Source organism: Petrocella sp. FN5, assembly GCF_029210395.1.
Lineage (GTDB): Bacteria > Bacillota > Clostridia > Lachnospirales > Vallitaleaceae > Petrocella.
Genome location: NZ_JARGDP010000011.1, coordinates 42148 through 67699, shown reverse-complemented (window position 1 = coordinate 67699; position 25552 = coordinate 42148). Strand labels below are relative to the sequence as shown.

At 38.2% G+C, this 25552-nt stretch carries 27 protein-coding genes; all 27 read left to right on the top strand.

Annotated features, from left to right (window positions below; all coding sequences use genetic code 11):
• On the top strand, window positions 1–1398 hold a 1398-nt coding region (locus P0N36_RS05125; protein WP_275841763.1), incomplete at its 5' end, for a UDP-N-acetylmuramoyl-tripeptide--D-alanyl-D-alanine ligase.
• Complete coding sequence (mraY, locus tag P0N36_RS05120) at window positions 1395–2369, top strand: phospho-N-acetylmuramoyl-pentapeptide-transferase (RefSeq protein ID WP_275841762.1); 975 nt, start codon at window positions 1395–1397, stop codon at window positions 2367–2369. The genes P0N36_RS05125 and mraY, both read left to right, overlap by 4 nt.
• A 2-nt stretch (window positions 2370–2371) precedes the next feature.
• Window positions 2372–3517, top strand: a complete 1146-nt coding sequence (locus tag P0N36_RS05115) for an FtsW/RodA/SpoVE family cell cycle protein (RefSeq protein WP_275841761.1) — start codon at window positions 2372–2374, stop codon at window positions 3515–3517.
• Window positions 3517–4281: a cell division protein FtsQ/DivIB gene (locus tag P0N36_RS05110; RefSeq protein WP_275841760.1), complete on the top strand. Its 765-nt coding sequence runs from the start codon at window positions 3517–3519 to the stop codon at window positions 4279–4281. Before P0N36_RS05115 ends, P0N36_RS05110 begins: the two co-directional genes overlap by 1 nt.
• Window positions 4282–4413: 132 nt before the next feature.
• The gene (ftsZ, locus tag P0N36_RS05105) at window positions 4414–5604 is read left to right on the top strand and encodes a cell division protein FtsZ (RefSeq protein ID WP_275841759.1); all 1191 of its coding nucleotides are present in this window, start codon (window positions 4414–4416) and stop codon (window positions 5602–5604) included.
• Between the two features lie 71 nt (window positions 5605–5675).
• Entirely contained in the window at window positions 5676–6131 is a 456-nt protein-coding gene (gene nrdR, locus P0N36_RS05100) for a transcriptional regulator NrdR (RefSeq protein WP_275841758.1), read from the top strand.
• A gap of 129 nt (window positions 6132–6260) precedes the next feature.
• On the top strand, window positions 6261–7799 hold the full coding sequence (locus P0N36_RS05095; RefSeq protein WP_330683958.1) for a YifB family Mg chelatase-like AAA ATPase: 1539 nt from the start codon (window positions 6261–6263) through the stop codon (window positions 7797–7799).
• 7 nt (window positions 7800–7806) lie between these two features.
• Entirely contained in the window at window positions 7807–8943 is a 1137-nt protein-coding gene (gene dprA, locus P0N36_RS05090; protein ID WP_275841757.1) for a DNA-processing protein DprA, read from the top strand.
• 49 nt (window positions 8944–8992) lie between these two features.
• Window positions 8993–11056: a type I DNA topoisomerase gene (gene topA / locus P0N36_RS05085; RefSeq protein ID WP_275841756.1), complete on the top strand. Its 2064-nt coding sequence runs from the start codon at window positions 8993–8995 to the stop codon at window positions 11054–11056.
• 84 nt (window positions 11057–11140) lie between these two features.
• Complete coding sequence (gene codY, locus P0N36_RS05080) at window positions 11141–11908, top strand: GTP-sensing pleiotropic transcriptional regulator CodY (protein ID WP_275841755.1); 768 nt, start codon at window positions 11141–11143, stop codon at window positions 11906–11908.
• Between the two features lie 161 nt (window positions 11909–12069).
• A complete protein-coding gene (flgB, locus tag P0N36_RS05075; RefSeq protein WP_275841754.1) occupies window positions 12070–12444 on the top strand; it encodes a flagellar basal body rod protein FlgB in 375 nt (124 codons plus the stop codon).
• Window positions 12445–12467: 23 nt separating this feature from the next.
• The gene (gene flgC, locus P0N36_RS05070) at window positions 12468–12911 is read left to right on the top strand and encodes a flagellar basal body rod protein FlgC (protein WP_275841753.1); all 444 of its coding nucleotides are present in this window, start codon (window positions 12468–12470) and stop codon (window positions 12909–12911) included.
• Between the two features lie 10 nt (window positions 12912–12921).
• Window positions 12922–13224, top strand: coding sequence for a flagellar hook-basal body complex protein FliE (gene fliE, locus P0N36_RS05065; protein WP_275841752.1), 303 nt, complete (start codon window positions 12922–12924; stop codon window positions 13222–13224).
• Between the two features lie 46 nt (window positions 13225–13270).
• Window positions 13271–14872: a flagellar basal-body MS-ring/collar protein FliF gene (fliF, locus tag P0N36_RS05060; protein WP_275841751.1), complete on the top strand. Its 1602-nt coding sequence runs from the start codon at window positions 13271–13273 to the stop codon at window positions 14870–14872.
• A 4-nt stretch (window positions 14873–14876) separates the two neighbouring features.
• Complete coding sequence (gene fliG, locus P0N36_RS05055; protein ID WP_275841750.1) at window positions 14877–15884, top strand: flagellar motor switch protein FliG; 1008 nt, start codon at window positions 14877–14879, stop codon at window positions 15882–15884.
• A complete protein-coding gene (locus tag P0N36_RS05050) occupies window positions 15868–16671 on the top strand; it encodes a FliH/SctL family protein (RefSeq protein WP_275841749.1) in 804 nt (267 codons plus the stop codon). The genes fliG and P0N36_RS05050 overlap by 17 nt, the downstream gene beginning before the upstream one ends.
• Before the next feature lie 11 nt (window positions 16672–16682).
• Window positions 16683–17987, top strand: a complete 1305-nt coding sequence (fliI, locus tag P0N36_RS05045; protein ID WP_275841748.1) for a flagellar protein export ATPase FliI — start codon at window positions 16683–16685, stop codon at window positions 17985–17987.
• Window positions 17988–17998: 11 nt separating this feature from the next.
• Entirely contained in the window at window positions 17999–18451 is a 453-nt protein-coding gene (gene fliJ / locus P0N36_RS05040; RefSeq protein ID WP_275841747.1) for a flagellar export protein FliJ, read from the top strand.
• Window positions 18452–18462: 11 nt separating this feature from the next.
• Entirely contained in the window at window positions 18463–19194 is a 732-nt protein-coding gene (locus tag P0N36_RS05035) for a MotE family protein (RefSeq protein ID WP_275841746.1), read from the top strand.
• Window positions 19195–19230: 36 nt separating this feature from the next.
• A complete protein-coding gene (locus P0N36_RS05030) occupies window positions 19231–20652 on the top strand; it encodes a flagellar hook-length control protein FliK (RefSeq protein ID WP_275841745.1) in 1422 nt (473 codons plus the stop codon).
• Window positions 20653–20664: 12 nt separating this feature from the next.
• Window positions 20665–21216: a flagellar hook capping FlgD N-terminal domain-containing protein gene (locus P0N36_RS05025; protein WP_275841744.1), complete on the top strand. Its 552-nt coding sequence runs from the start codon at window positions 20665–20667 to the stop codon at window positions 21214–21216.
• Window positions 21217–21231: 15 nt separating this feature from the next.
• Window positions 21232–21621: a TIGR02530 family flagellar biosynthesis protein gene (locus P0N36_RS05020; protein WP_275841743.1), complete on the top strand. Its 390-nt coding sequence runs from the start codon at window positions 21232–21234 to the stop codon at window positions 21619–21621.
• Window positions 21622–21702: 81 nt separating this feature from the next.
• Window positions 21703–23004 (top strand): flagellar hook protein FlgE, encoded by a 1302-nt coding sequence (locus P0N36_RS05015; protein WP_275841742.1) that lies wholly within the window; start codon window positions 21703–21705, stop codon window positions 23002–23004.
• Between the two features lie 75 nt (window positions 23005–23079).
• Window positions 23080–23280 (top strand): flagellar FlbD family protein, encoded by a 201-nt coding sequence (locus tag P0N36_RS05010; protein ID WP_275841741.1) that lies wholly within the window; start codon window positions 23080–23082, stop codon window positions 23278–23280.
• Between the two features lie 22 nt (window positions 23281–23302).
• Window positions 23303–24094, top strand: a complete 792-nt coding sequence (locus P0N36_RS05005; RefSeq protein WP_275841740.1) for a motility protein A — start codon at window positions 23303–23305, stop codon at window positions 24092–24094.
• 2 nt (window positions 24095–24096) lie between these two features.
• Window positions 24097–24936: an OmpA/MotB family protein gene (locus P0N36_RS05000; protein ID WP_275841739.1), complete on the top strand. Its 840-nt coding sequence runs from the start codon at window positions 24097–24099 to the stop codon at window positions 24934–24936.
• 36 nt (window positions 24937–24972) lie between these two features.
• Window positions 24973–25539: a flagellar basal body-associated FliL family protein gene (locus P0N36_RS04995; protein WP_275841738.1), complete on the top strand. Its 567-nt coding sequence runs from the start codon at window positions 24973–24975 to the stop codon at window positions 25537–25539.
• Window positions 25540–25552: the final 13 nt, after the last annotated feature.

Genomic DNA, 25552 nt, shown 5'->3' with positions numbered 1-25552 from the left:
AAGAGAATATCCATAGAACAGATAGCCAAAGCCGTTGAAGGTACGTTTATTCACAAAGAATTTTTAAAACAAGGGTATATAAATCGGGTCATCATAGACAGTCGACAAGTTCAGAAAAATGATTTGTACATCCCAATTGTTGGCGAACGATTTGATGGACATGATTTCATAAATGAAGCCAATAGGGCAGGCGCCATATGTGTCTTTTCCAGATCTGGTGAGGAAGTGCCCAAAGACGTACCGGCAATTATTGTGAAGGATACAAAAAAGGCACTTGGTGACTTGGCAGCTTTTTATAGACAACAATTTACCATTCCCTTTATTGGAATAACAGGTAGTGTAGGAAAAACCAGCAGCAAAGAAATGTTAGCCAGCATTTTAGAAACCAAGTTTATAGTTCATAAAACGGATGGTAATTATAACAATGATATAGGTCTTCCCCTATCGATACTCTCTCTTGAATCGGATGCGGAAGTGGCAATCATAGAACTTGGGATGAATCATTTTGGTGAAATCGATTATTTGGCGAGCATCCTAAAGCCTGAGATTGGTGTGATTACGAATATTGGCCTGTCCCACATAGAATTCCTTGGTTCTCAAGAAGGTATATTTAAAGCAAAAACAGAAATGTTACCACATATACAACAAGAAGGCTTAATAGTAGTAAATGGAGACGATGCTTATTTAAGACCACTCAAAAATCAATACGGTCGTCGTGTAAAAACATATGGGTATGATGAAGAAAATGACGGTTGTGTGGTGAATTACCAGGTACTTGACGAGGGCAGACAAAAAATGACAGTGGCATCAGACCGAGGTATTTATAGTCTGACAGTAGACTACCCTGGTGAACACATCCTATTAAATGCCGTAGGTGGCATCTTAATTGGTGAATACTTAGGTATTGAGAAAGAAAATATTATCAAAGGGATACAAAAGTATGAACCGGCCAAGATGCGGTTAAACGAATACAATATTGGTAACCGACTAAGAATTATTGATGATGCTTATAATGCCAGCGTAGACTCCATGACAGGGGCTCTAAAAACCTTAGGTGCTCTAAAAAAGACAACAGAGAGAAGTGTGGCAATTCTTGGCAGTATGTTTGAAATGGGATCGTATTCAAAAAAGGGTCATGAGCAGGTCGGCCATAAAGTTGTTGAGAGTAGACCCGACGTATGTATTTTAATTGGAGAAGAGACAAAATGGACCTATGATGTTGTTCGACGTTTTGGAGGCGAAGTCATACAAACCTATTATTATAACAATGTCGAAGAATTTTTAGAAAGCATAGAAGAACATATTCTAGATTATGACATCGTATTGTTAAAGGCATCAAGAGGTATGGCTTTCGAAAAAATTCGTGAAGCGTTGATTGGAAAGTTTGAGGTAGAATGATGGAACTGATTGCAGTCACCCTAGGGGCAACTTTATTGGCAACAGCACTGGTTCCTTTATGCTTGCCCTATTTAAGAAAACTAAAATTCGGTCAATTTGTGAGAGAAGATGGGCCCAAAAGTCATCTGAAAAAGACAGGAACACCAACCATGGGTGGGCTGATATTTATGGCTGTCATCTTGATGATCGGTAGCATCATGGCCATAGAAACACCGGCCATCCTACCGGTTCTCCTTGTCAGTGTTGGGTTTGGATTGGTTGGCTTCATAGATGATTATATCAAAGTGGTGAAAAAGCAATCCCTAGGTTTAAAAGCCTATCAAAAACTACTAGCACAGTTGATGATTACAGTTGTATTTTTAGTCTATCAGTATAGCACTGTGTCAGAAGTGGCAACGTTAATAGTGCCCTTTATACAAGATGGGTTTTTAGACCTTGGGTGGTTTTACATACCATTTATATTAATTTTTGTACTGGGTACAGTGAACGGTGTTAATTTGACAGATGGTATAGACGGACTGGCCACTTCAGTAACAATTGGGGTTTTATGTTTTTTTCTTGTCATAGACCTTATGATTGGTTCTAATTTAGCACCTTTGCTTGTAACAGCCATTGGCGCACTTTTAGGATTTTTGATTTACAACAGTCACCCGGCTACATTGTTTATGGGTGATACCGGTTCCCTTGCCCTAGGCGGACTTGTTGCAGCGACGGCCATACATATGAAGCTACCGATTATAATTCTATTTGTAGGTATGGTTTACTTAATCGAAGTAATATCCGTTATGCTTCAAGTAGCCTATTATAAAAAAACAAAAAAAAGATTGTTCAAAATGGCGCCGATTCATCATCATTTTGAATTGATGGGCTGGAAAGAAACGAAAATTGTTTACGTTTTCACCATCTTTACCATTATCATGTGTCTTGTTAGTGTTATTGGAATCATTGTCCATATTGGACTAGGGAGTTAACTATGGAACAAAAGAAAGCAAAATCAAATACGACAGCACTCATTACAAAAGGAAGGACAGATATAACCTTGGTATTTGTTGTACTTCTTCTTATGGTGTTTGGTATCGTTATGATATACAGCTCAAGCTATTATTCTGCATACGCTCATTATGGTAACCATAATCATTTCTTCTTACGTCAAGTTATGTGGGTTGGGATTGGTGCTGTTGTCATGTTTATGGTTTCGAGAATTAATTACAGATTATTTCTTAAGTTTTCAGGGTACTTCTATATCATTATGTTGATAATGCTTATTTTGGTTTTACTTCAGCCAGAGGACATTAACGGTTCAAAGAGATGGTTGACTATAATTGGTGATATAAGCATTCAACCTTCCGAGTTAGCAAAGGTTGTACTTATTATGGCCATGAGTAGTCTGATGGCCGGCTTTGAAAAGCATATTAATAACTTTAAAGCCCTAGGCTTTGTACTTGGTGCAACAGCTTTACCTGTGCTATTAATTGGGATTGAAAACTTAAGTACAGCCATTGTAATCACAGCCATTATTGGTGGTATGGTGTTTGTGATGTATAAGAATGTACCTAAACTATTTTTAATTGCAATACCGCCAATCCTTATACTCGGATTTATTTTTTTTCAGGTAGCAGGTTATCGAAGTTCCAGAATTGACATATGGTTAAACGGTCCATTTTCAGATCCCCTAGGGAAAGGTTTTCAAACAATTCAATCCTTGTATGCTATAGGATCAGGAGGTTTCTTTGGTGTTGGATTGGGAAAAAGCATACAAAAAATCGACTTCATTCCGGAAGCCCATAACGATATTATTTTCTCGATTATTTGTGAAGAGTTAGGGCTGTTTGGCGCCATTGCAATAATTATGCTTTTTGCCTTACTTTTATGGCGTTGTTTGGAGATTATCCGTTCATCAAGCGCGGTTGTTGAGATACTCATTGTGACAGCAGTCATGATTCATATTGGTTTACAGGTATTTATTAACATAGGTGTTGTTACTAACACAATTCCGGCAACAGGTATACCCTTACCCTTTATTAGTTACGGAGGATCCTCTTTGATTTTCTTACTTGTAGAATTAGGCCTAGTCCTAAACATAGCCAGGCAAAATGCGAGTAGATTGGATCATTTATAATGATGAGAGAAAAAGTAATTACCATGAAAAAAAGGAAAAAAGAAAAACATGAGGGACATTCCGGTCGGTTTCTAATCGGTTTAATTATCGTGACCATTATACTGGTCGGTTTACTATATACCCTTCTTGAGATTGCAAGTATAAAAGATATTGTTGTAAGCGGTAATGTTCAATATACCAAAGAAGAAATCATTGAGATGGTTCAGATTCAAGAAAACTCTAACGTGATAGAGGTTTTTTTAAATCAAGAGAAAGACTATTCAAAATACCCATATATAAAAGAGGTAGACATTCAGTATAATGGGTATGATAAATTGCACATTATTGTAACTGAAAAAGAGGTGATTAATTACATTAAGTACCAAGACCATTTTCTTGCATTAGATAAAAATGGGATCATCATCGCCTATCAAAAAAAGCAGAAGTCAGGTATTCCGGTTGTAGAAGGGCTTTATATCAAAAGTGCCGTTGTTGGAAACAAGCTGGATATAAAAGGAGAAGTACTTACGACACTGCTTGAACTACATCACTTGAAATCAAAGTATCAAGTGCCGGTGACACATATCGAGTTTCCAACGAATGATTTAAAAGCCTTGAACCTTTATGTAAACAACATCAAAATAGTATTGGGAGAAGCGACTCAGTTGGATATGAAGATGAGGAATGCAGGTGATGTTATGAAAAAACTTCCTTCTGATTTAGCAGGAACCCTTAACTTAGAACAAGATGGTCAGCAATTCATCTTTAAAAAAAATACGGAATAAATGAAATACTTGTTGATTAATCAGATAAAAAACTATATTATAGACATAAGAAAAGTACATTACTCGTGATAATTGGCCTAGTGCTACAGATATATGAAAAATGACATGGCTTAGCTGTGAGGAGGATATGAATTGTTGGAGATTAATATGAGCGATCGAAGTAATATTGCAAAAATAGTTGTAATTGGTGTAGGCGGTGGCGGAAACAATGCCGTTAATAGAATGGTAGAGGATGCCGTAACAGGTGTTGAATTTGTTGCTGTCAATACAGATGTTCAAGCATTAAATGGATCAAAAGCAAAGAGCAAGGTACAAATTGGAGAAAAACTAACAAGAGGATTGGGTGCAGGTGCCAAACCGGAAATTGGTCTTAAGGCAGCAGAGGAAAGTCATGATGAGTTGGCGCAGATTATAAAAGGTTATGACATGGTATTTATAACAGCTGGTATGGGTGGCGGAACAGGTACCGGTGCAGCACCAGTCATAGCAAACATTGCCAAACAACAAGGTATTTTAACAGTAGGTGTGGTCACCAAACCTTTTGAATTTGAAGGCCGAGGGCGTATGCAAAATGCGGACCAAGGTATTATTGAACTTAAGAAAAATGTGGATACCTTAATCGTTATACCGAATCAGAAGCTCTTATCTGTTGTAGATCGAAGAACGACCATGCGAGATGCATTCAAAAAGGCGGATGAAGTATTACAGCAAGGTGTACAAGGTATCTCTGACTTGATTTACACACCTGGTATTATCAATTTGGACTTTGCTGACGTAGCCACTGTTATGAGCGATAAAGGTGTAGCCCATATTGGTATTGGTCGAGCAAAAGGTGATAACAAAGCAGAAGAGGCAGCACGACTTGCCATTTCCAGTCCATTACTAGAAACAACCATTGATGGTGCTAAGCATATGCTGATTAATATCAGTGGTGATTTAAACATGTCTATGTTTGATGCGAATGATGCTATTCAGTTAATACAAGAAGCAGCAGGTTATGATGCCAATGTAATTTATGGACAAAGTATAGATGAGAATCTTGAAGACGAGTTGGTGGTTACAGTGATTGCAACAGGATTTGAAACAAAAGCTGTTGATCCTTATCCAACGACGACATACAAAGAACGTATGGAATCATCCAATACAAAATACGGCCAGAACAAAGAAGAAAAAAAAGAAACGGCCGTAGATGGGCAGCAGGAAGCTGAGAAGGAAAAACAGGATTCACAAGAAAGAGAAGTGGTGGCAAAAACGGAGAAGTACATTTCAACCGATGATCAGCCCATTGATATCCCACCATTTTTACAAAGAAGGAAAAAATAGATAGTATATTATAAAAAAACAAAACATGGTCGATAATGGACCATGTTTTGGCTTGAAGAAGGGAATCGAGTATGAAATGTCCATATTGTGGTACTGAAAGTATCAAAGTGATTGACTCTAGACCATCAGAAGAGAATAACGCCATAAGGCGAAGACGACAATGTGAGAACTGCGAAAAAAGGTTTACAACTTATGAAACCGTTGAAAGTATGCCACTCATTATTGTTAAAAAAGACAACTCCAGAGAACCTTACTCTAGAGATAAGCTAATGTCTGGTTTGGTAAGATCTTGTCACAAAAGACCGGTAGCCATGAAGAGCATTGATGCTCTGGTAGATGATATTGAGAACCAACTCTACAATGCCATGAAAAAGGAAATTGATTCCAGTCAAGTTGGAGAAATCGTCATGGAAAGTCTCAAAACTTTAGATGAAGTTGCCTATGTAAGATTTGCCTCCATATATAGAGAGTTTAGAGACATCAACACGTTTATGGATGAACTGAAGAAAATTCTCAAAGAAAAATAAGAAAATAAATCAACCCTTAGCAAGAATATAATCATATATTTAGAAAGCTTTTTGTCTGCTTACAGCGGACCAAAAGCTTTCTTTTTTTGAGATAATATAAAAGTGAAAATATAAAAGCAAGGAGGAATCATGATGTACAACCATGTATTAAGCGCGGCCCTCCAAGGCGTCGAGGGACATGTGGTTCATGTAGAGGTAGATATATCCAATGGATTCCCTAGGTTTGATATTGTAGGGATGCCGGATTCGGCCGTCAAAGAATCCGTTGACCGTGTTCGAACAGCCTTAAAGAATTCCGGGTTTGATTTTCCAACAGAGAGGATTACCATTAATCTGGCACCGGCAGAGCTGAGAAAAGAGGGGGCCGGTTATGATTTATCCATTGCGCTTGGCATATTAACCTGTAAACAAAATGAACTATTAGAAGCTTGCAAAGACATGCTGATATTAGGGGAGTTGTCATTAAGCGGTGAGGTCAAACCGGTAAATGGTGTTCTGCCCATGGTACATTCGGCTTTCAAATCCGGCCTCACCCATTGTATGGTGCCAAATGCCAACAAAAAAGAAGCAGGCGTCATTTCAGGTATGAAGGTCATAGGTGTTGATGATTTAAAACAAGCTGTGGCTCATTTAATGGGAATGCACATTATCAAACCTACAACCGTAGATATTAAGGCCCTGTTTTGTAGAGATAAGACAACCTATCATTATGATTTTTCGGATGTCAAAGGTCAAGAAAATGTGAGAAGGGCATTAGAGGTTTCAGCGGCAGGGATGCACAACGTCATTATGATTGGGCCGCCTGGAGCCGGAAAAACTATGATGGCAAAAAGACTACCCTCTATACTGCCCGGCTTAAGCTTTGAAGAGAGCATTGACATTACCAAGATCTATAGTGTATCCGGAAAAATTAAAGATGGAGAATCTTTAATCGTCAAACGGCCTTTTAGATCGCCTCATCATACCATATCCAATGCAGCACTGATTGGCGGTGGCGCTTTGCCAAAACCGGGGGAAATATCTTTAGCCCATCAAGGTGTTCTTTTTCTAGACGAGTTACCGGAATTTCAAAAAAACGTAATTGAAGTTCTTAGACAACCAATAGAAGAAGGGGAAGTAACCATATCAAGAGTGAATAGAACGGTAGATTTTCCGGCAAAATTCATGATGGTATGTTCAATGAACCCATGTCCATGTGGTTATTATCCGGATGTTGAAAAATGTAGCTGTACGCCTTTGCAGATTAAAAGATATCTGAGCAAAATAAGTGGTCCTCTATTGGACCGTATCGATTTACATGTGGAGGCCTCTACAATAGATTTTGAGGCCTTAAGTAACCATGACCTATCAGAGAGTTCGGAAAACATCATGAAAAGGGTTCTAAGGTCTCAGAGCATCCAAGAAGAACGTCATAAGCACCTAGGCATCATATATAATGCTCACTTAGGCGCATCAGACATCGACAAAATATGCAATTTGGATCAAGAAAGCAAGAAAATGGTCAAGTTTGCTTTTGAGAAAATGGGTTTAAGTGCACGAGCTTACCACCGAATCCTTAAAGTATCAAGAACCATAGCAGACTTGGAAGCATCAGATATCATCAGAGAAAATCACGTAGCAGAAGCCATACAATACAGAACACTAGATAGAAAATATTGGAATAGGTAGGTGTCTTATGAGTCAAAGAAAATATTGGTTATGGATAACAAGAATTCCCGGTATTGGGTACAAGAAATTAAAGATTCTACTTAATACATTTAAAACACCATACACGCTGTATTATGCCAAGTCAGAAGCAATAGCTCTTTGTATGCAACATCCTGTATTTGATAAGAAAGACTTGAAAAACTTATTAGATGCAAGGGACCTAAAGTCCTTGATTGCCTATGAAAAAAGACTAGAAGCGCTGAACATTCAGTATGTAACCATAAAGGATGAAGGCTATCCGACACAACTGTTTAGCCTTTTTGACCCACCCTTTGTTCTGTATTATAGAGGCAAGCTCATAGAACATCCATTGTCTATTGGTATGGTTGGTTCTAGAAACTGCACCGCCTATGGAAGGAAGGTGGCTGAGTATTATGCTGAACAACTAGCAACCAATAAAGTGAACATTATTAGTGGAATGGCAAGAGGCATAGATAGCTACAGTCACATAGGTGCTCTAAAAGGCAACGGATTTACAAGCGCAATATTAGGATCTGGAATCAATGTTTGCTACCCTAAAGAAAATGAATCCCTAATGACAAATATAGAAAAGCATGGGTGTGTAATTTCAGAATATGGCTTAGACGTTGTACCAAGGCCGGGTTTATTTCCTATGCGCAATCGTTTAATTAGTGCATTAAGTGATGGCATACTTTTAGTAGAGGCGCGAGAAAAAAGCGGTTCACTCATTACAGTTGATTTTGCTCTTGAATATGGAAAAGATATTTTTGCCATACCTGGAGATGTTTTAGGCGGCACCAATAGAGGGTCTAATAACATTGTTAGGATGGGTGGTAAACCGGTATTTTCAGTAGAAGATATACTTGAAGAATATTCAATTTTTTCAACAAATAAACACACAATTATTGATGAAATTGAAAAAACACTTGAAGAAAAGGAAAAAATAGTATATTCTTGTATAAGTCTTGCCCCGGTATTTATAGACGAGATAGCAAGACAAATTGAGATGTCCATGAATGAGTTACAATTTATACTCACCAAACTTGAGATAAAAGGCGCTGTCATACAGTTGCCAAACAAATATTATATACGAGATCATCCAAGAGGCAATAAAGTAAACGCAGTCATAAGTGAAGGCATCTAGCTTGGCAGTTTACCGCTAAGAGGACTAAGAGATCTATAGGAGGATAACTATGGCCAAGAACCTTGTCATTGTTGAATCGCCTGCAAAGGCTAAAACAATTAAAAAATTTTTAGGACCTAATTATAAGATAGAAGCTTCTATGGGTCATGTCCGTGATTTACCAAAAAGTCAATTAGGTATTGATATTGAAAATGACTTTGAGCCCAAATATATCACCATAAGAGGCAAAGGGGAACTACTTGCTAAGCTTCGTAAGGAAGTTAAAAAAGCAACAAAAGTCTATCTTGCAACTGACCCTGACCGAGAAGGAGAAGCCATATCTTGGCATTTACTTCATTCTCTTAAGCTTGAAGACAAAAGTACTTATAGAATCACATTTAATGAAATCACGAAAAATGCCGTTAAAGACTCTATAAAAAATGCAAGAGAAATTGATATGAATCTTGTTGATGCACAGCAGGCACGACGATTACTAGACAGGGTAGTCGGTTATAAGATGAGCCCGGTACTATGGAAAAAAGTAAGAAAAGGCCTAAGTGCAGGACGCGTTCAATCAATTACCTTGAAGTTGATTTGCGATCGAGAACATGAGATTAACGATTTTATTCCAGAAGAGTATTGGAGCTTAGACGCCAAACTGGAAATCAAAGAAACCAAAGATATCTTCACAGCCAAGTTCTATGGAACCCAAGATGAAAAAGTAGAGCTAAAAAATGAAAAACAAGTCAAAGATATATTAGAAGAACTAAAAGGCAAATCATTTAAAATAGCTCAAATACTAGAAAAAGAAAGAAAAAAGAAAACAGTATTGCCATTTACAACAAGTACCTTACAACAAGAAGCATCAAAAAAACTGAACTTTACAGCAATCAAAACCATGAGAATTGCCCAACAGCTTTACGAAGGTATTGAAATAAAGGATGAAGGCACCATAGGATTGATTACCTATTTGAGAACGGACTCAACAAGAATTTCAGATGAAGCACATAATAATGTTATTGAGTATATAATAGAACATTATGGTGAAACATATGCCAATAGGGACCATAGTCAAAATAAAAAAAAGGAAGGGGTTCAAGATGCTCATGAAGCCATCAGACCTTCCTATGTACACCTTAGCCCGGACGAGATAAAAGGATCATTAAGCCGTGATCAGTATAAGTTGTATAATCTCATTTGGAGACGATTTGTGTCCAGTAGAATGATGCCGGCCATCAATATTGTCAAGTCTGTAAAAATTGATGCAGGCAATTACAGATTTACAACAGCATTGACAACTCAATTATTTGACGGATTCTTGAAAGTATACAAAGAAGATGAAGAAAAAGAAGATAAGCAGTCCATATCTAAATTAAATGATACATCCAAATTGAAAAAAATGGAGATGTTAGACGAGCAACACTTTACTCAACATCCGCCTAGATATACAGAAGCAAGTCTTGTTAAAACCTTGGAGGAAAATGGTGTTGGAAGACCCAGTACATATGCACCGACAATAGCGACAGTTATGGCAAGAGGTTATGTTTCAAAAGAGAACAAACAGCTATTTCCAACAGAATTAGGTGAGATTGTTAATGAAATGATCAGCAGTTACTTTGATGGTGTTATAGATGTGACCTTTACAGCAAGTATGGAAAAACAGCTGGACGATGTAGAAATTGGGGCTATGGAATGGAAAGACGTACTTAGAAACTTTTTCCCTAATTTTGAAAAAAAGGTAAAAATTGCAGAAGAAGAAATTGAGAAAATTGAACTGAAAGATGAAGAAACAGATATAATATGTGAAAAATGTGGACGCAATATGGTCATAAAAATGGGTCGCTATGGCAAGTTTTTAGCCTGCCCCGGATTTCCCGACTGTAGAAACGCCAAACCAATCCTTGAAAAAGTTGAAGGTGTAGAATGCCACAAGTGCGGTGGTGAAGTCCTGGTCAAAAAGACCAAAAAAGGTCGACGTTATTATGGCTGTGAACATAATCCGGAGTGTGACTTTATGACATGGAACCTTCCAACGTCAGTTAAATGTGATAAATGTAATGCAATAATGGTTGATAAAGGCAAAAAATTAATGTGTAGCAACGATGAATGTAAGAATGTTGTGTCAAAGGAATAAAGTGTTGAAATAGTTAAATAAGACCTTGAATTTGTGTGCAATTTGTACTATAATTTATACAGGCTATAATCAGGAGGTAGAACTTTGAGCGTTCAATTGTTAGATAAAACAAGAAAGATTAACAAGCTACTGCAGAAAACTGGGACACAAAGGGTCATATTCACAGATATTTGTGAAGTGATGAGCGATATACTAAATGCAAACGGTCTAGTTCTTAGTAAGAAAGGTAAGTTATTGGCATCTTATTCCAAAGATGGTATCCATGATATAGAAGAGCTTCTTACAGACGAACTTGGAGAACTGGTGGATGAACAGTTAAACGAACGTTTGTTGAATATTTTGTCTACCAAAGAAAATGTAAACATGGCAACCCTTGGATTCAGTGAACGCATTAGTGCATCCAAATTTGTTGGCATGATTGTACCTATTGATATTGCTGGGGAACGGCTTGGCACATTTTTTATCTATAGGAATGAAGAAATGTTTGACATCGAAGACATAATACTAGGTGAATATGGTGCTACAGTAGTAGGGCTGGAAATAATGCGGTCTGTCAATGATGAAAACTCTGAAGCCATTCGAAAAACCAGTATTGTCAAATCGGCTATAGGTACCTTATCCTTTTCAGAACAAGAAGCCATCAAACATATATTTAATGAGCTTGAAGGCAATGAAGGCATTCTGGTGGCAAGTAAAATAGCAGATCGCGTTGGAATTACCAGATCAGTCATCGTAAACGCACTAAGAAAGTTTGAAAGTGCCGGTGTGATTGAATCCAGATCCCTTGGAATGAAGGGTACATATATAAAAGTATTAAACGACTTATTATTAGACGAAATCGGAAAAATATAAGCGATAACGAGTGGGAGGTTGCGTGCAGCCTCCTTTTTTGAGGAATCAGATAACTATGGATTGTATATTTGACTATAAACTGATACAATATATTGTGTGTGCCGATAATATATATGACATTAAAACCAATCATAGATTAAAATGGATTTGGAGATGAAACGATGATTAATAATCGACTTTTTCAAACAACCGATATTATTAATAAAGCGATGCAAGGCACTTGGGCTAGAAATGAAACAATATCAGCCAATATTGCCAATGTGGATACACCAGGCTATAAAAGGCAGGATGTGGTTTTTGAGACGTACTTAAGAGATGCTATGCGAGGAAACAGAAAAATCAGTCAAGAAGATTTATCGAGAATAACACCGAAAAAAATTCAAGATATGAGTGCTGCAAGTTTTAGACTTGATGGCAACACAGTCGATATTGACACAGAGATGGGGTATCTCGCGGAAAATCAACTGCGTTATAATGCCCTTATAAGTCAAGTTAACTATAACTTCAGTCGAATAAAAAGCGTTTTGAATAGCTAGGCAAATATTAAGGAGGAGATTACATGTCATTTTTTGGTTCAATGAATGTTAGCGCTTCAGGGATGACCGCTCAAAGACTTCGTATGGATACGATTTCACAGAATATTGCCAATGTAAACACAACCAGAGGTGAAGATGGTCAGCCTTATCGTCGTAAAACCGTTGTATTTGAAGAAATCCAAAGTCGAAACAACTTTAAAGGCATGTTAAATGAATACTTAAATGAATACTCGGTTAACGGAGGCGTAAAAGTCACAAGGATCATAGAAGACAATAAACCCCCAATTAGAGCCTATGATCCATCTCATCCAGATGCAGATGAAGAAGGTTATGTTTCTATGCCAAATGTCAATACCATAGAGGAAATGACCAACTTGATATCAGCCAATCGGTCATATGAAGCGAATATAACAGCATTTAATGCATCTAAGTCCATGATATCCAGTGCCCTTAATATTGGAAGGTAAGGTGAGATAGATGAATATCCAGCCGGTAAATCAAATTCAATCCTTGTTAGCATCAGGCAAAGAAGAAGTAGACTTTAAGGAGCAATCGCCATTTAAAGCATTATTTCAAGCAGCTATGAATAATATTGAAGGTACAAACAACTTAACCAAAAAAGCGGATCAGATGAGTCTGGATTTTGCAGTTGGCAAGATAGATAATATAGCAGATGTTATGGTTGCCCAAGAAAAAGCAAGTATAGCACTTCAATATACGGTTCAATTGCGAAACAAGCTTTTAGATGCCTATAATGAAATTATGAGGATTCAAATATAAGTTTACAGTGTAAAGTTAAAGATGTTTTAAGATAAGGAGTGGCACGATGCCTGAATTTATAACAAATTTTTCCAATCAGATTACAGAGTATTGGAATAAATTTACACGGACTCAAAAATTACAGATTATCGGTATTTTTTTAGCAAGTGTAGCTGCTTTAGTCGTTTTAACAGTTATTTTAAGTCGACCGAACATGATAATTTATGCTGAAAACGTGACACCGGATCAAATGACGGCAATGGTGGAAATACTAAAAGCCAATAACATTGACCATAGATATGAAGATAATGCATCGACCTTATATGTGGATAGTCGTAAGTTCCAAGATGCCAAGTTATTATTATTTGAGCAAGGCATATTGTCAGCTACGACCTTTCGGTGGAAGGAAGCTTTCGATACTTCTTTGACCACAAGCAGTGACGATCGAGCCATGATGCAACAACTAGCCTTCGAAAATGAGCTTGGTGGTTTAATTGAGCTGATTGACAAAGTTAAATCGGCAAGGGTTAAGATTGTTTTGCCGGATACCCAACGTTTTGTGCTTCAACAAGAAAAAGAAGCATCAGCATCGGTTATATTAACAACCAACGGGGAACTAACTGAAGATCAGGTTTTTGGGATAGCTTCTTTTGTAGAAACCGCTGTTGACAATTTATCCATTAATAAAATAAAAATATTGGATTCCAATGCGAAGCTACTATTTAACGGCAGCAATGATAGCAGTATATTTGGAAGTCTGAATTCACATATGGATTACAGAAATGCATATGAAGCCAAGTATGAAAGCACCATAGAAAGTCTATTGCTGGCCCGTGGCGAATACGATGACGCGGTTGTAGGGGTGAATCTAAAGATAGACTTTGATAGTGTCAGTAGTCAATCAGAAGTGTATACGATTGCTGAAGGGGCTACAGAGCCTTACCCAACAAGAGTATATATATATGAATCGACAGGTACCTCAACGGATGCAGGGGGCATACCGGGGACAGATACCAATGCGGACACCCCAGCGTATCCTATTGACGGTGGAGGTGGTTCTGAAAGTGAAGTCTTTATCTCGGATAAAGACCTTGTACCGAACTCAACTGTGACCAATACGGTAAGAAGCATTGGTAATATTATACCGGAGGATTCGACGGTAACGGTAACATTAAACAAATATATTTATCATAGGCAGGCATTATTGGAAGAACAAGGCTTGTTAGAAGACACCACTTGGGAACAGTACCAAGAAGATAATAGTATTAGAAATGCAGTAGAAGTAGACCCCAACATTGTACAGTTGATTGCCAATGCTTCTAATATTGACGAAGTATTTGTAATGGCTTATGAAGTACCTGTATTCGTTGATACACCTATTGAAGAAAGTAGGGTGGCAGATTATATACCGGTTATCATAATTATACTTATGATTGCATTACTAGGCTATGCGGTCTATAAAGGAACAGAACCGGTGGAGATTACGGAAGTGGAACCGGAATTGTCGGTTGAAGATATGTTAACGACAACAAAAGTAGGTGACGAGTTAGAAGCCATAGAATATGATGGAAAATCAGAAGCAAGGGTTCAAATCGAAAAATTCGTAGATGAAAATCCGGATGCAGTGGCTCAGCTTTTAAGAAATTGGCTAAATGAGGATTGGGAGTGATAAGATGGCAAGTCAACAGCAACGTGGCATTGAAAAAGCAGCAATTTTGCTCATAGCTCTTGGTCCTGAAAAATCATCTATGATTTTCAAGCATTTAAAAGAAGAAGAAATCGAAGAACTAACCTTACAGATTGCAAATACAAGAGCAATATCACCTAAGGACAAAGAAAATATTATTAATGAGTTTTATCAGATTTGTTTAGCACAGTCCTATATTGCAGAAGGTGGTATCGGTTATGCAAAAGAACTTCTTGAAAAAGCTCTTGGATCAGATCGGGCGATGGAAGTTATTGGAAGACTTACTTCATCTCTTCAAGTCAGACCATTTGAGTTTGTCAGAAAAACAGACCCGGGACAATTGCTTAACTACATTCAAGATGAGCATAATCAGACAATAGCATTGATTCTATCCTATCTGAATCCTCAGCAGGCATCCATGGTTTTGGCAGCATTACCACAGGAAAAACAGGCTGATGTAGCTAGGAGAATTGCACAGATGGATAGAACATCACCGGATGTTATCAAAGATGTGGAAGATGTACTAGAGAGAAAACTATCCTCACTGATGACACAAGACTTTACAATCGTTGGTGGCGTAGATGCCATCGTACAGATATTAAACTCCGTGGATCGAAGTACTGAAAAGCATATCATGGAAACCCTTGAGATTGAAGACACAGAGTTGGCAGAAGAGATTCGTAAAAAGATGTTTGTCTTTGAAGACATCCTCTCCTTGGATGACCGTTCGATTCAAAGAATCTTACGTGAAGTCGACAATAATGAACTTGGCATAGCCTTAAAAGGTTCAGGAGAAGAAGTACAAAAAGTTATATTCAATAATCTATCCAAGCGTTTAGCAGCGATGATTAAAGAAGAAATGGAATTTATGGGACCCATTCGTTTAAAAGATGTTGAGGAAGCCCAACAGAAGATTGTTAATATTATTCGTAAACTAGAAGATGCAGGCGAAATCGTAATATCACGTGGTGGAGGGGATGAGATCATTGTCTAAGATTATTAAAGCACCCTTTGTATCCATGTCGGAAATACGTAAGGAAATTCAAACCATAGATCCCCATAATCCTAAAATCATACATCCGGTCAATATGGAAGTAGGAGAGCATGAATATGGGGTGGAAGATGAATCACAACATAGCGAATATGAAGGAGAAGCCATTGATGACGAAGTGATTGATGGCTCTCATACTATTGCTGTAGAGGAAACAGAGGTTCTGATACAAGAAATGTTGGATGAAGCGCAAAGTATGGGGGAACAAATTAAAGAACAAGCAAGAGAAGAAGGTTTTGAAGCGGGTTATGAAGAAGGCATCCTAGCAGCCAAGTCAGCCATAGATCAAAAAATGGATCAACTTGACCAAGAACGAGAGGCCATGTTGGCTCAGAATAAGGCTTATATTCGAGATCTAGAACCCAAAGTGGCGGAAGTTATCAGCCACCTGCTTCACAAAATGATTGGACGTTATGCAGATGATCCAGATATTATTCTATATTTGGTGCGGCTAGCATTTGAAGAAATCAACATTTACGGCAGCATTGTCATAAAATGCTCTCCAGAGGATTTTGATCATTTAGTGGCTCATAAAGATGCTTTAAGTGAGAATTTAAGTGAAAAAGTGAACCTTGAAATACTTAAAGAAATCACTTTAGAGAAAAACCAGTGTTTTATAGAAACAGATATGGGAAACATTGATTGCAGCTTACAAGTTAGGCTTGATAGTTTGCAAAAAGAGCTAAAATTAATTAAAGAAAGTCTGGGAATTATGACTTCAGGCCATTAGAGAGGGTACATATGATCAACATGGACAAGTATAAGGCCTTGGTCGAAAAATCATATATTAAACACTTGGGTAGAGTCAGTAAGATTATTGGATTAACCATTGAATCTTTGGGTCCCAGTGTTAATTTAGGGGAGCTATGTACCATAAGCTCTCCTACGAGTGGTGCAAAAGTTCTTGCGGAGGTCGTCGGTTTTAAAGAAAACAAAATACTACTAATGCCTTTAGATGACTTAGCAGGAATTGGTCCCGGATGTATTGTGGAAGCCATTGGTCATGAACTCAGAATATCCGTAGGTAGTCGATTATTGGGCCGTATTGTAGATGGCCTTGGCAAACCCATTGATGAATTGGAACCGGTCTACTCAAAAGAAATGTACCCAATAGAACAAGGTGCACCGGACCCATTGAAGAGAACCAGAATAACCGAGGTCTTGCCCATGGGTGTCAAAGCAATAGATGGCATATTAACCATAGGAAAAGGTCAGAGAGTGGGTATATTTGCAGGTAGTGGGGTTGGAAAAAGTACGCTATTAGGTATGATAGCAAGAAATACCCACGCAGATGTAAACGTCATAGCTCTAATTGGAGAGCGTGGGCGTGAGGTGCGTGAGTTCATAGAAAAAGACCTGGGAGAAGAAGGCTTGAAACGTTCGGTTGTTGTTGTCGCAACATCAGACAAACCGGCACTCATTAGACAGAAGGCTGCAAAAACAGCAACTGCAATAGCAGAGTATTTTAGAGATCAAGGCAAAGACGTGATGTTGATGATGGATTCCTTAACCCGGTTCTCAATGGCCCAGCGAGAAATTGGGCTGGCCATAGGTGAACCACCTGTTAGTAGAGGTTATACGCCGTCGGTTTTTGCAGTCATGCCAAAATTATTGGAACGCGCAGGTAATTCAGATATAGGCTCAATAACAGCCCTCTATACTGTGCTGGTAGATGGAGACGATATGAATGAGCCCATTACAGATGCAGCAAGGGGGATACTGGATGGTCATATCGTATTATCTAGAAAAATGGCCAATAGAAACCATTATCCGGCAATTGACATATTACAAAGTATTTCAAGGGTTATGACGGACATTGCAACGAATGAACATCTTGAGTTGGCCAATAAACTCAAATCCAGCTTGTCCGTCTACAACGACGCAGAGGACTTAATTAACATAGGTGCCTATGCCAAAGGCAGCAATCCGGAGATAGACGATGCCATAAAAAAATACCAGCAAATAAAAGCATTTTTAACACAATATACCCATGAAAACTATGATTTTGATGAAGTGGTTGACAAATTAGGAAAAATATATGAATAAGGTTGATGCATATGGCGAAGTTTCATTATTCCATGGAAAACATATTGAATGTAAAAACAAAAATTGAAGAACAAAAAAAAATGGAACTGGCAAAAGCCATGATGGCTCATAAGGTGGAGATTAAGAAGCAAGAAGCAATCAAGGCAGAGCTTGATACCACCATAGAGGATTTTAGGGAACGTCAAAAGCAGTCTCATTCGGTTTCTGAGTTTAAACGTCTTAGTCATAACGTCAATTATTATGAAAAAGCCTATAAAGCTCAAAAGGAAGTGGTTGTAAAAGCTAAAGAAAAAGTAGAAGCAAAAAGAAAGGCCTTACAAAATGCTTTAGAAGAGAAAAAGATACAAGAAAAATTAAAAGAAAAGGCTCTAGACGTTTTCATAGAAGAAGAAAAATATAAAGAAATAAAGATGTTGGACGAAATCGTAGGCTTTCGTTATTCAACTAAAACCGATGAAGAATAAAGGAGGCAAAAATGGCAAGAGATCACTCGGAAAATAAGCAAAACAATATAATAAAAATAGTGGGAGGCATTCTAGTAGGGTTATTGATATTGGCCATAGCATTTGCCGCTTTGATAAAATTTGATGTCGGAGGGTTAGGAACGACGGTCATAGGACCGCTCATTATTGACGTACCTGTACTTAACATGATTCTACCTGAAATGCCGGAAGAAACAATAAGTGAGGAAGACAGAGAAGCTTATAATTTTGCGACGGTGGATGAAGCTGTAGAAATATTGAGAATAACAGAAAAAATGCTAATGGAAAAGAGCGAAGAAGCCGAAAATATAGGTGAGCAATTAACTGCTTTGACAGCCGAAGTAGAACGTCTAAGGATATTCGAAGCCAACCAGGTTCAGTTTCAAGAAGACAAAGCCCAGTTTGACGAATTACTAGCGACGACACCGGAAGCCATTGTCTATACAGAGTGGTTCGAGAAAATGTATCCGGAAAATGCTGTAGCACTTTACGAAAGCATGATTGGTTCAGTTATTTTCGACGAAACGCTTAAAGAAACAGTGGACATCTATCAAAACATGAAACCAGCTCAAGCAGCACCGGTTTTAGAGAGCATGAGTATTACCCAGATGGATCAGGTGGCTGCCATCATTACAGGTGTATCACCGGATCAAGCAGCAAAGATTATGGGGCTGATGGAACCTAGAACCGCAGCAAGAATCACATCTTATATTTATCCAGAATAAGGAACAAAACTTTCCCGAAGTAGAAAGGAGACAACTATGAATTCAGTTGCAAATCAAAACGTTGCAACATTGATGAATTCGAATTTTGGAACTCACAAAAGTAACACCAACTTAAACCATTTCTCAAAAAAAGAGTTCTCAAAGGTTTATAACCATGAAAAAAACATTCAGCAACTTGATAAAAAGCAATTTGAAGCACTTAGGAATGAAAAAATGGGAAAACCTTCAAATGCCCAGGCTGATAAAGGTGCCGTCAATAAAGACCGCGACCTATCTGTCGATCAAAGAGAAAAAATCAAGCCAATGAATGAAACGGTTAAGAAAGCAAGCAATTCGACAACCAAAGAGGAATCAATTGAGGAAACTTCAGAACTTGAGACTGTTACAAAAGACATGATTATGGTGGATTATAGTGCACTAGAGCAGATGGCTTTAACCATCGTTAGTGAATTATTAGGTATACCGGAGGCATCTTTGCAGATGAATCTGGAGACCATGGATATGAATGTTTTTGATTTATTAAACATGAACAGTCTGTCAGAACTTCTTGGCAATGTATTTCAGTTAGAAGAAACCACCTTATTAACCCATGGAGAGGCTTTTGAAAGTTTTAAGGCTATACAGACGGAACTCAAAGCATTACTTGAATCCGTTAACATGAGTGAAGAAGAGGTTTTGGATGCAATGAATCATCTAATGGAAGGCAAAACACTTGTAGCAGAAAACCAAGTGGTAGCAGATAACCAATTGGTAGCCGCAAACGGAGAAATACCTTCAAGCACGATTGCCAAAGAATTAGATGATGGCCAAGGCGACAAACAAGAGGTTAAGTTGGAAGTCCATGATTTGAGAAGCCAAAAAGTCACAACACAATACGATCAAAAGGAAACAAGTAAGCAAAAAGGTGATCAATCTTTTAGTACATTGTTTTCTCAGAACACAACAGATCTAAAAGAAGTGGTTGTGGTGAATAAGGCCGGTGAAGTCAAGTATCAACAAGTGAGTACAAACGATATCATCAATCAGATTGTAACAAAAGCCATTGTTAACCTATCGGATACAAGAACATCCATGAATCTGCAATTAAACCCTGGAAACTTAGGAAAAATAGCTATTTCGGTAGTAGCCGAGCAAGGCTTGGTAAAAGGGCAGTTTGTGGCAGAAAATGAAGTGGTAAAACAAATGATTGAGAGTAACATTGGACAGCTAAAAAGTCAGCTAGAGCAACAAGGTATCAAAGTAGACAAGATTGAAGTGACGCTTGGCAATGCCAATTTGCATTATCATCAAAAAGAACAAAGCGATCAGCGTCAGTCATACAATAAAACCAGACAAGACAGAATCAACCGTTTGAATAGACTTCATAATATTGAAGTGGTCCAACCGGAAATCAAGTCAACAGAGATCTCCAAAGATATGGATGGCAATATGGAACATACAGTGGAGTACTCAGCGTAAGGTGGTGACAAAATGTCAACAGTGGATTCAATACAAGATATTATGGCCAAATATGGTATGGATGCAACTAAGGATAAAGGCAAGTCAGATAATCTAAATAAAGATGCTTTTCTTCAGTTACTCGTAACACAAATGCGTTATCAAGATCCTTTGGAACCGGCAAAAAATGAAGATTTTCTAGCACAGATGGCACAATTTTCATCCTTAGAACAGATGCAAAACTTAAACACAAGTTCGACCATGCAACAAGCGTACAGCTTAATTGGGAAAACCGTATTGGGTTTGTCATACAATGAAGTTTCAGGTGAAAGTAAGTATGTAGAAGGCGTTGTACAGAGTGTAACACTAAAAGGCGGAGAAGCATTTTTAAATGTGGATGGTGTAGATGTAGCACTAGCAAAAGTAGAAGCCGTACTTAATGATCACGCAACAAGTAACGAAGCGATGATCGGTGCAATCAATCAGATTAATGAAGCTTTGGTAGCCATCAATGAAAAAATTGACCGTATAGCAGCAGGTGAAACAGTAGAAGAACCGGTTGAAAATGTAGACGAAGGACAGTAAGGAGGCGGACTAAAAATGATCATACAAAATAGACCTATACCGCCGATCAGACAAGTTCAAGGAGAACAACAAAGAACCAAATCCATAGAAAAAAAGAACATCGACACCAATAAGTTTGCTAATATTTTGCAGCAGCAGATTCAAAGTCAAGACAAGCTGAAATTCTCAAAACATGCCAGCATGCGTTTGGATGTTAGACAGATTGAATTATCAGATGACCAAATAACCAGACTTGAGGCAGGTGTTAGCAAAGCAGAAGCAAAAGGGATTAAAGAATCACTCGTCTTAATGGACAACGTAGCGTTAGTGGTCAACATTGAGAATAAAACAGTTGTAACCGCTCTAGATCAATCAGAAGCTAGAGAACATGTATTTACAAACATAGATGGTGCTGTATTGATATAGCCGGACCTCATGAAGGAAGCTATGAAACTTTAAATGACAGAGAAGTTTCGATACAGTATAGACATAAGGAGGTTGTACATTATGATGCGTTCAATGTACTCAGGTGTTTCAGGTCTTAGGATACACCAAACAAAAATGGATGTTATAGGTAATAACATCGCAAACGTTAACACAGTTGGTTTTAAAAGCAGCCGTGTTACCTTTAGTGAAGTATTTAGTCAAACCATACAAGGTGCCAGTGGTGCCAGTGAAAATACCGGTGGTAGAAACCCGATGCAAATAGGACTGGGTTCATCCATATCTTCAGTAGATATTGATATGGGAGAAGGTGCGGCACAACGTACGGATAATCCCCTAGACCTTAAAATCGAAGGCGATGGCTTCTTTGTGGTCAGTGATATCACAGGTAATAAATTCACAAGAGCCGGTGCATTTAGAATCGATGAAGCAGGCAATCTGGTTAACCCTGAAGGCCTCAACGTGATGGGCTGGAAAGCCGATCCTGCTACAGGCGAGGTGCAAAAAGGTCAGGTTCAACCGATACAGATCCTAAACCCGGTCAATCTTTATTCCGAGCCAACAGCAACCAGCAACATAACTTTATCAGGAAATATCAACATTAATGATACCCAGTTATCAGACCCTAATGGTGTGCCTTTTACAGCCAACTTTTATGACAGCTTAGGTTATAGATATACTGCAGAGTATCGTATTACTAATTTACCAGTTGCAAATGCAAACCAGTTTACAATCACCTTAACAGATGCCGGCATCACTGATGCTAACGGCAATGTGGGTGTTGCTACAGGCTTGGCACCCATAGCTCAAATTATAGAATTTGACCCCGCTACAGGTAAGATTATTGCGGGTCCTGATACATTTGACATGACCAACTTGGTAACACCATTTTCAACTTTTAATAACATGGAGGTTGATTTTGGAGACTTAACCTTGTTTGCCGGTAACACAACCCTTGAAGCAATCTCAGGTGATATCAACGGGATTGGCTCAGGTAATCAAGCCGGTAGTATATCCGGATTTGAAGTGGGCGGCGACGGAAAAGTTATAGGTAGATATACCAATGGACAGACGAAGCTACTCGGACAGATTGTGGTTGCAGCCTTCCAAAACCCTGCCGGACTTCAAAAAGTAGGTAGCAATCTTTTCATAGCAACAACCAACTCAGGAGACTTTGATGGCTTAGGTCAAGACATCACATCAAGAGGCGGTAGCTTCAATTCTGGTGTTCTTGAGATGTCCAATGTAGACTTATCAAGAGAGTTCACCGAAATGATTACAACCCAAAGAGGTTTCCAAGCGAACTCTAGAATTATAACTTCTTCAGATGAACTCTTACAAGAACTTGTAAATCTTAAGAGATAATGGTAAAATTTAATAAATTGTGGCGCTTGTTCGGTTGCAGATAGCAACCGAACAACCGCTTAGAGGTGTGATGATATGATTTTTGTGACAAGATTGAACGGTCAAAGCTATTTGTTAAACAGTCGACTCATTGAATCGGCTGAAGAAAAGCCGGATACAACTTTGGTTCTAACCAATGGCAAAATAATTATTATCAGTGAAAGTCTTGAAGAGCTTCAAAGGAGAATCATTGATTTTGAAGCAAAAATACTCAATTATAAGACCGACAAGAGTTAAGGAATAAGATAGAGGTGGACATATGGATATTGCAACGATTATAGGTTTGGTGGCAGGTGTTTTCTTTTTTGCCATGTCAATAATACTGGATAAAGGACTTACAGGTCTGTTGGCATTTTGGAATGCACCTTCTGTTATGATTACCTTTGGTGGCGCTTTTTCCTCTGTTTTAATTATCCATCCCTTAGACAAATTCATCAATGCAATAAAATCAGTAAGTAAAGCATTTAAAAATACAATCATGGATGAAGCCGGCGTTATTAGAAACATCATTGAATTGTCAAATGTTGCGCGTAAAGAAGGGCTTCTGGCTCTTGAAGAGGCGGCTGATAATATTGATGATGATTTTTTGAAAAAAGGCATCATGTTGGTCGTTGACGGAACAGATCCAGAACTTGTAAGGAATATTCTAGAAACAGAGTTAATTTTTATCGGAGGTCGGCATAAAGAAGTCGCCACATTTTGGGAAAAAGTAGCAGAAATGGGACCGGCTTGGGGTATGATTGGTACCCTTATCGGACTGATCAATATGCTTGGAAGTTTGGACGATCCATCAGCAATTGGCCCTGCAATGGCCGTAGCCTTGTTAACGACGATGTATGGTTCTCTTCTGGCCAATCTGGTAGCAACCCCTTTTTCAGAAAAACTCAAAATCAAAAGCGGACAAGAAATGTTATTGAAAGAGGTTATGATTGAAGGATTATTATCCATTCAAGCTGGAGAAAATCCAAGGGTTATTGAAGAAAAGTTAAAAGCTTTCTTAGCACCGGTACTTAGAGCTTCACTCAATCCTAACGAAAAAGAGGGTGAGTAAAGATGAAGAAAAGAGAAGAAGAAGCAAAAAAAGGGGCGCCAGCATGGATGGCAACATATGGTGATATGGTAACGCTCTTACTTTGCTTTTTTGTACTATTGTTTTCCATGTCCAGTGTGGATATTCGTAAATTCAAGGAAGCCATAGCCTCCTTTAATGATCAGATTGATATTATGCCCGGCGGGGAGGCCCTTGTTGAGGCAGATTTAATTACCAATGGTGTAGATCAGCTCAGTGACATTCAGATTATTGTTGAAAATAACCTTTCTCAAGGGTCAGAAGGTACAACACAGTCGGATGAAGAACTGTCCGATGAACAAAAAAGGGCTATTGCCTTAGACGAAGCAAGGGAAGTCTATGAACGGGTCAACGAGTACCTAACAGACCAAGGTGTAAGAGAAGAAGTGGATGTAAGTTATGCCCTTAATTTCGTTAAAATCACCATACCGGGTGAAGCCTTATTTGACAGTGGCCAAGCGGTTATAAAACCAGAGGCGTTAAATGTAATATCGATACTTGGAGAAATGATACAAGGACAAAACTTCGAAACCTATAACGTTCAAATTGAAGGTCATACAGATAATGTACCAATAAGTACCGTTTTTTTTCCCAGCAATTGGGAACTGTCAGCGAGTAGAGCCATAGCGGTTGGCAAATATTTAATTGACAATATGGGCTTTAGTGAAGAGAAAATTGCATGTACCGGTTATGGTGAATATCGACCGATTGTGAGCAATGACAGCAGTGCAAATCGAGCTAAAAACAGAAGGGTCGAGATGAAGATTGTACTTCAAAGCGAAGAAGTAAGGGTTGAAGAATATAATACAATCAATGCAGAGTAAAAAGTCCAAAGACATTGATGGAATAAAGGAGTAATTATGGCTAAGAAGAAACAAGTAGAAGTTGACGAGGATGGCGTTGAAAAGGTAGCAAAAAAACCACAAGATAAGAGCAAGATTGTCATGATGATTGGTGTCGTATTGATAATTGTATCCCTAATCTTTTCAATGATATCTTTGATTACGATTATAGGTATTAGTAAGGCACTAAGAGGAGAAGAAGAAGCAGCTATATTAGAGGAAAACGGTCCTCCGCAGATATCGGTCAATGATATTGAACCCTTCACTTTTTCAGAGAAGTTCATTTTTATCTATAACGATACGGGGAACTCAGGTAGAACCCATAATGTGGTTGTGGAAATAGGTGTTGGTATCTTAAAAACAGAAAGAGATGCAGGCAAAGTCCTAGAAAGCATGACAACAAGGGAGACCATTTTGAGAGACGGCATCGAAACCCTGATGAAATCCAAAAGCCATGAGGATTTTGTTAGTGTAGAATCGACAAATGCTTTAAAAAATGAGATTCTTCTATATTTACAAAGTCGTCTGGAATCAGAGTCCATCGTAGATGTTTACTTCAACAATTTATTAACATCATCAAAATAATGGTATTTATGAT

Coding starts and splice junctions, on each gene's coding strand:
- topA (WP_275841756.1), top strand. CDS start 8,993: ATGGCCAAGAACCTTGTCATTGTTGAATCGCCTGCAAAGGCTAAAACA.
- fliE (WP_275841752.1), top strand. CDS start 12,922: ATGAATATCCAGCCGGTAAATCAAATTCAATCCTTGTTAGCATCAGGC.
- P0N36_RS05050 (WP_275841749.1), top strand. CDS start 15,868: ATGAGATCATTGTCTAAGATTATTAAAGCACCCTTTGTATCCATGTCG.
- fliI (WP_275841748.1), top strand. CDS start 16,683: ATGATCAACATGGACAAGTATAAGGCCTTGGTCGAAAAATCATATATT.
- P0N36_RS05010 (WP_275841741.1), top strand. CDS start 23,080: ATGATTTTTGTGACAAGATTGAACGGTCAAAGCTATTTGTTAAACAGT.
- P0N36_RS05110 (WP_275841760.1), top strand. CDS start 3,517: ATGATGAGAGAAAAAGTAATTACCATGAAAAAAAGGAAAAAAGAAAAA.
- fliG (WP_275841750.1), top strand. CDS start 14,877: ATGGCAAGTCAACAGCAACGTGGCATTGAAAAAGCAGCAATTTTGCTC.
- nrdR (WP_275841758.1), top strand. CDS start 5,676: ATGAAATGTCCATATTGTGGTACTGAAAGTATCAAAGTGATTGACTCT.
- P0N36_RS05095 (WP_330683958.1), top strand. CDS start 6,261: ATGATGTACAACCATGTATTAAGCGCGGCCCTCCAAGGCGTCGAGGGA.
- P0N36_RS05005 (WP_275841740.1), top strand. CDS start 23,303: ATGGATATTGCAACGATTATAGGTTTGGTGGCAGGTGTTTTCTTTTTT.
- flgB (WP_275841754.1), top strand. CDS start 12,070: ATGATTAATAATCGACTTTTTCAAACAACCGATATTATTAATAAAGCG.
- dprA (WP_275841757.1), top strand. CDS start 7,807: ATGAGTCAAAGAAAATATTGGTTATGGATAACAAGAATTCCCGGTATT.
- P0N36_RS04995 (WP_275841738.1), top strand. CDS start 24,973: ATGGCTAAGAAGAAACAAGTAGAAGTTGACGAGGATGGCGTTGAAAAG.
- P0N36_RS05115 (WP_275841761.1), top strand. CDS start 2,372: ATGGAACAAAAGAAAGCAAAATCAAATACGACAGCACTCATTACAAAA.
- P0N36_RS05030 (WP_275841745.1), top strand. CDS start 19,231: ATGAATTCAGTTGCAAATCAAAACGTTGCAACATTGATGAATTCGAAT.
- P0N36_RS05000 (WP_275841739.1), top strand. CDS start 24,097: ATGAAGAAAAGAGAAGAAGAAGCAAAAAAAGGGGCGCCAGCATGGATG.
- flgC (WP_275841753.1), top strand. CDS start 12,468: ATGTCATTTTTTGGTTCAATGAATGTTAGCGCTTCAGGGATGACCGCT.
- mraY (WP_275841762.1), top strand. CDS start 1,395: ATGATGGAACTGATTGCAGTCACCCTAGGGGCAACTTTATTGGCAACA.
- P0N36_RS05020 (WP_275841743.1), top strand. CDS start 21,232: ATGATCATACAAAATAGACCTATACCGCCGATCAGACAAGTTCAAGGA.
- fliJ (WP_275841747.1), top strand. CDS start 17,999: ATGGCGAAGTTTCATTATTCCATGGAAAACATATTGAATGTAAAAACA.
- P0N36_RS05025 (WP_275841744.1), top strand. CDS start 20,665: ATGTCAACAGTGGATTCAATACAAGATATTATGGCCAAATATGGTATG.
- fliF (WP_275841751.1), top strand. CDS start 13,271: ATGCCTGAATTTATAACAAATTTTTCCAATCAGATTACAGAGTATTGG.
- P0N36_RS05015 (WP_275841742.1), top strand. CDS start 21,703: ATGATGCGTTCAATGTACTCAGGTGTTTCAGGTCTTAGGATACACCAA.
- P0N36_RS05035 (WP_275841746.1), top strand. CDS start 18,463: ATGGCAAGAGATCACTCGGAAAATAAGCAAAACAATATAATAAAAATA.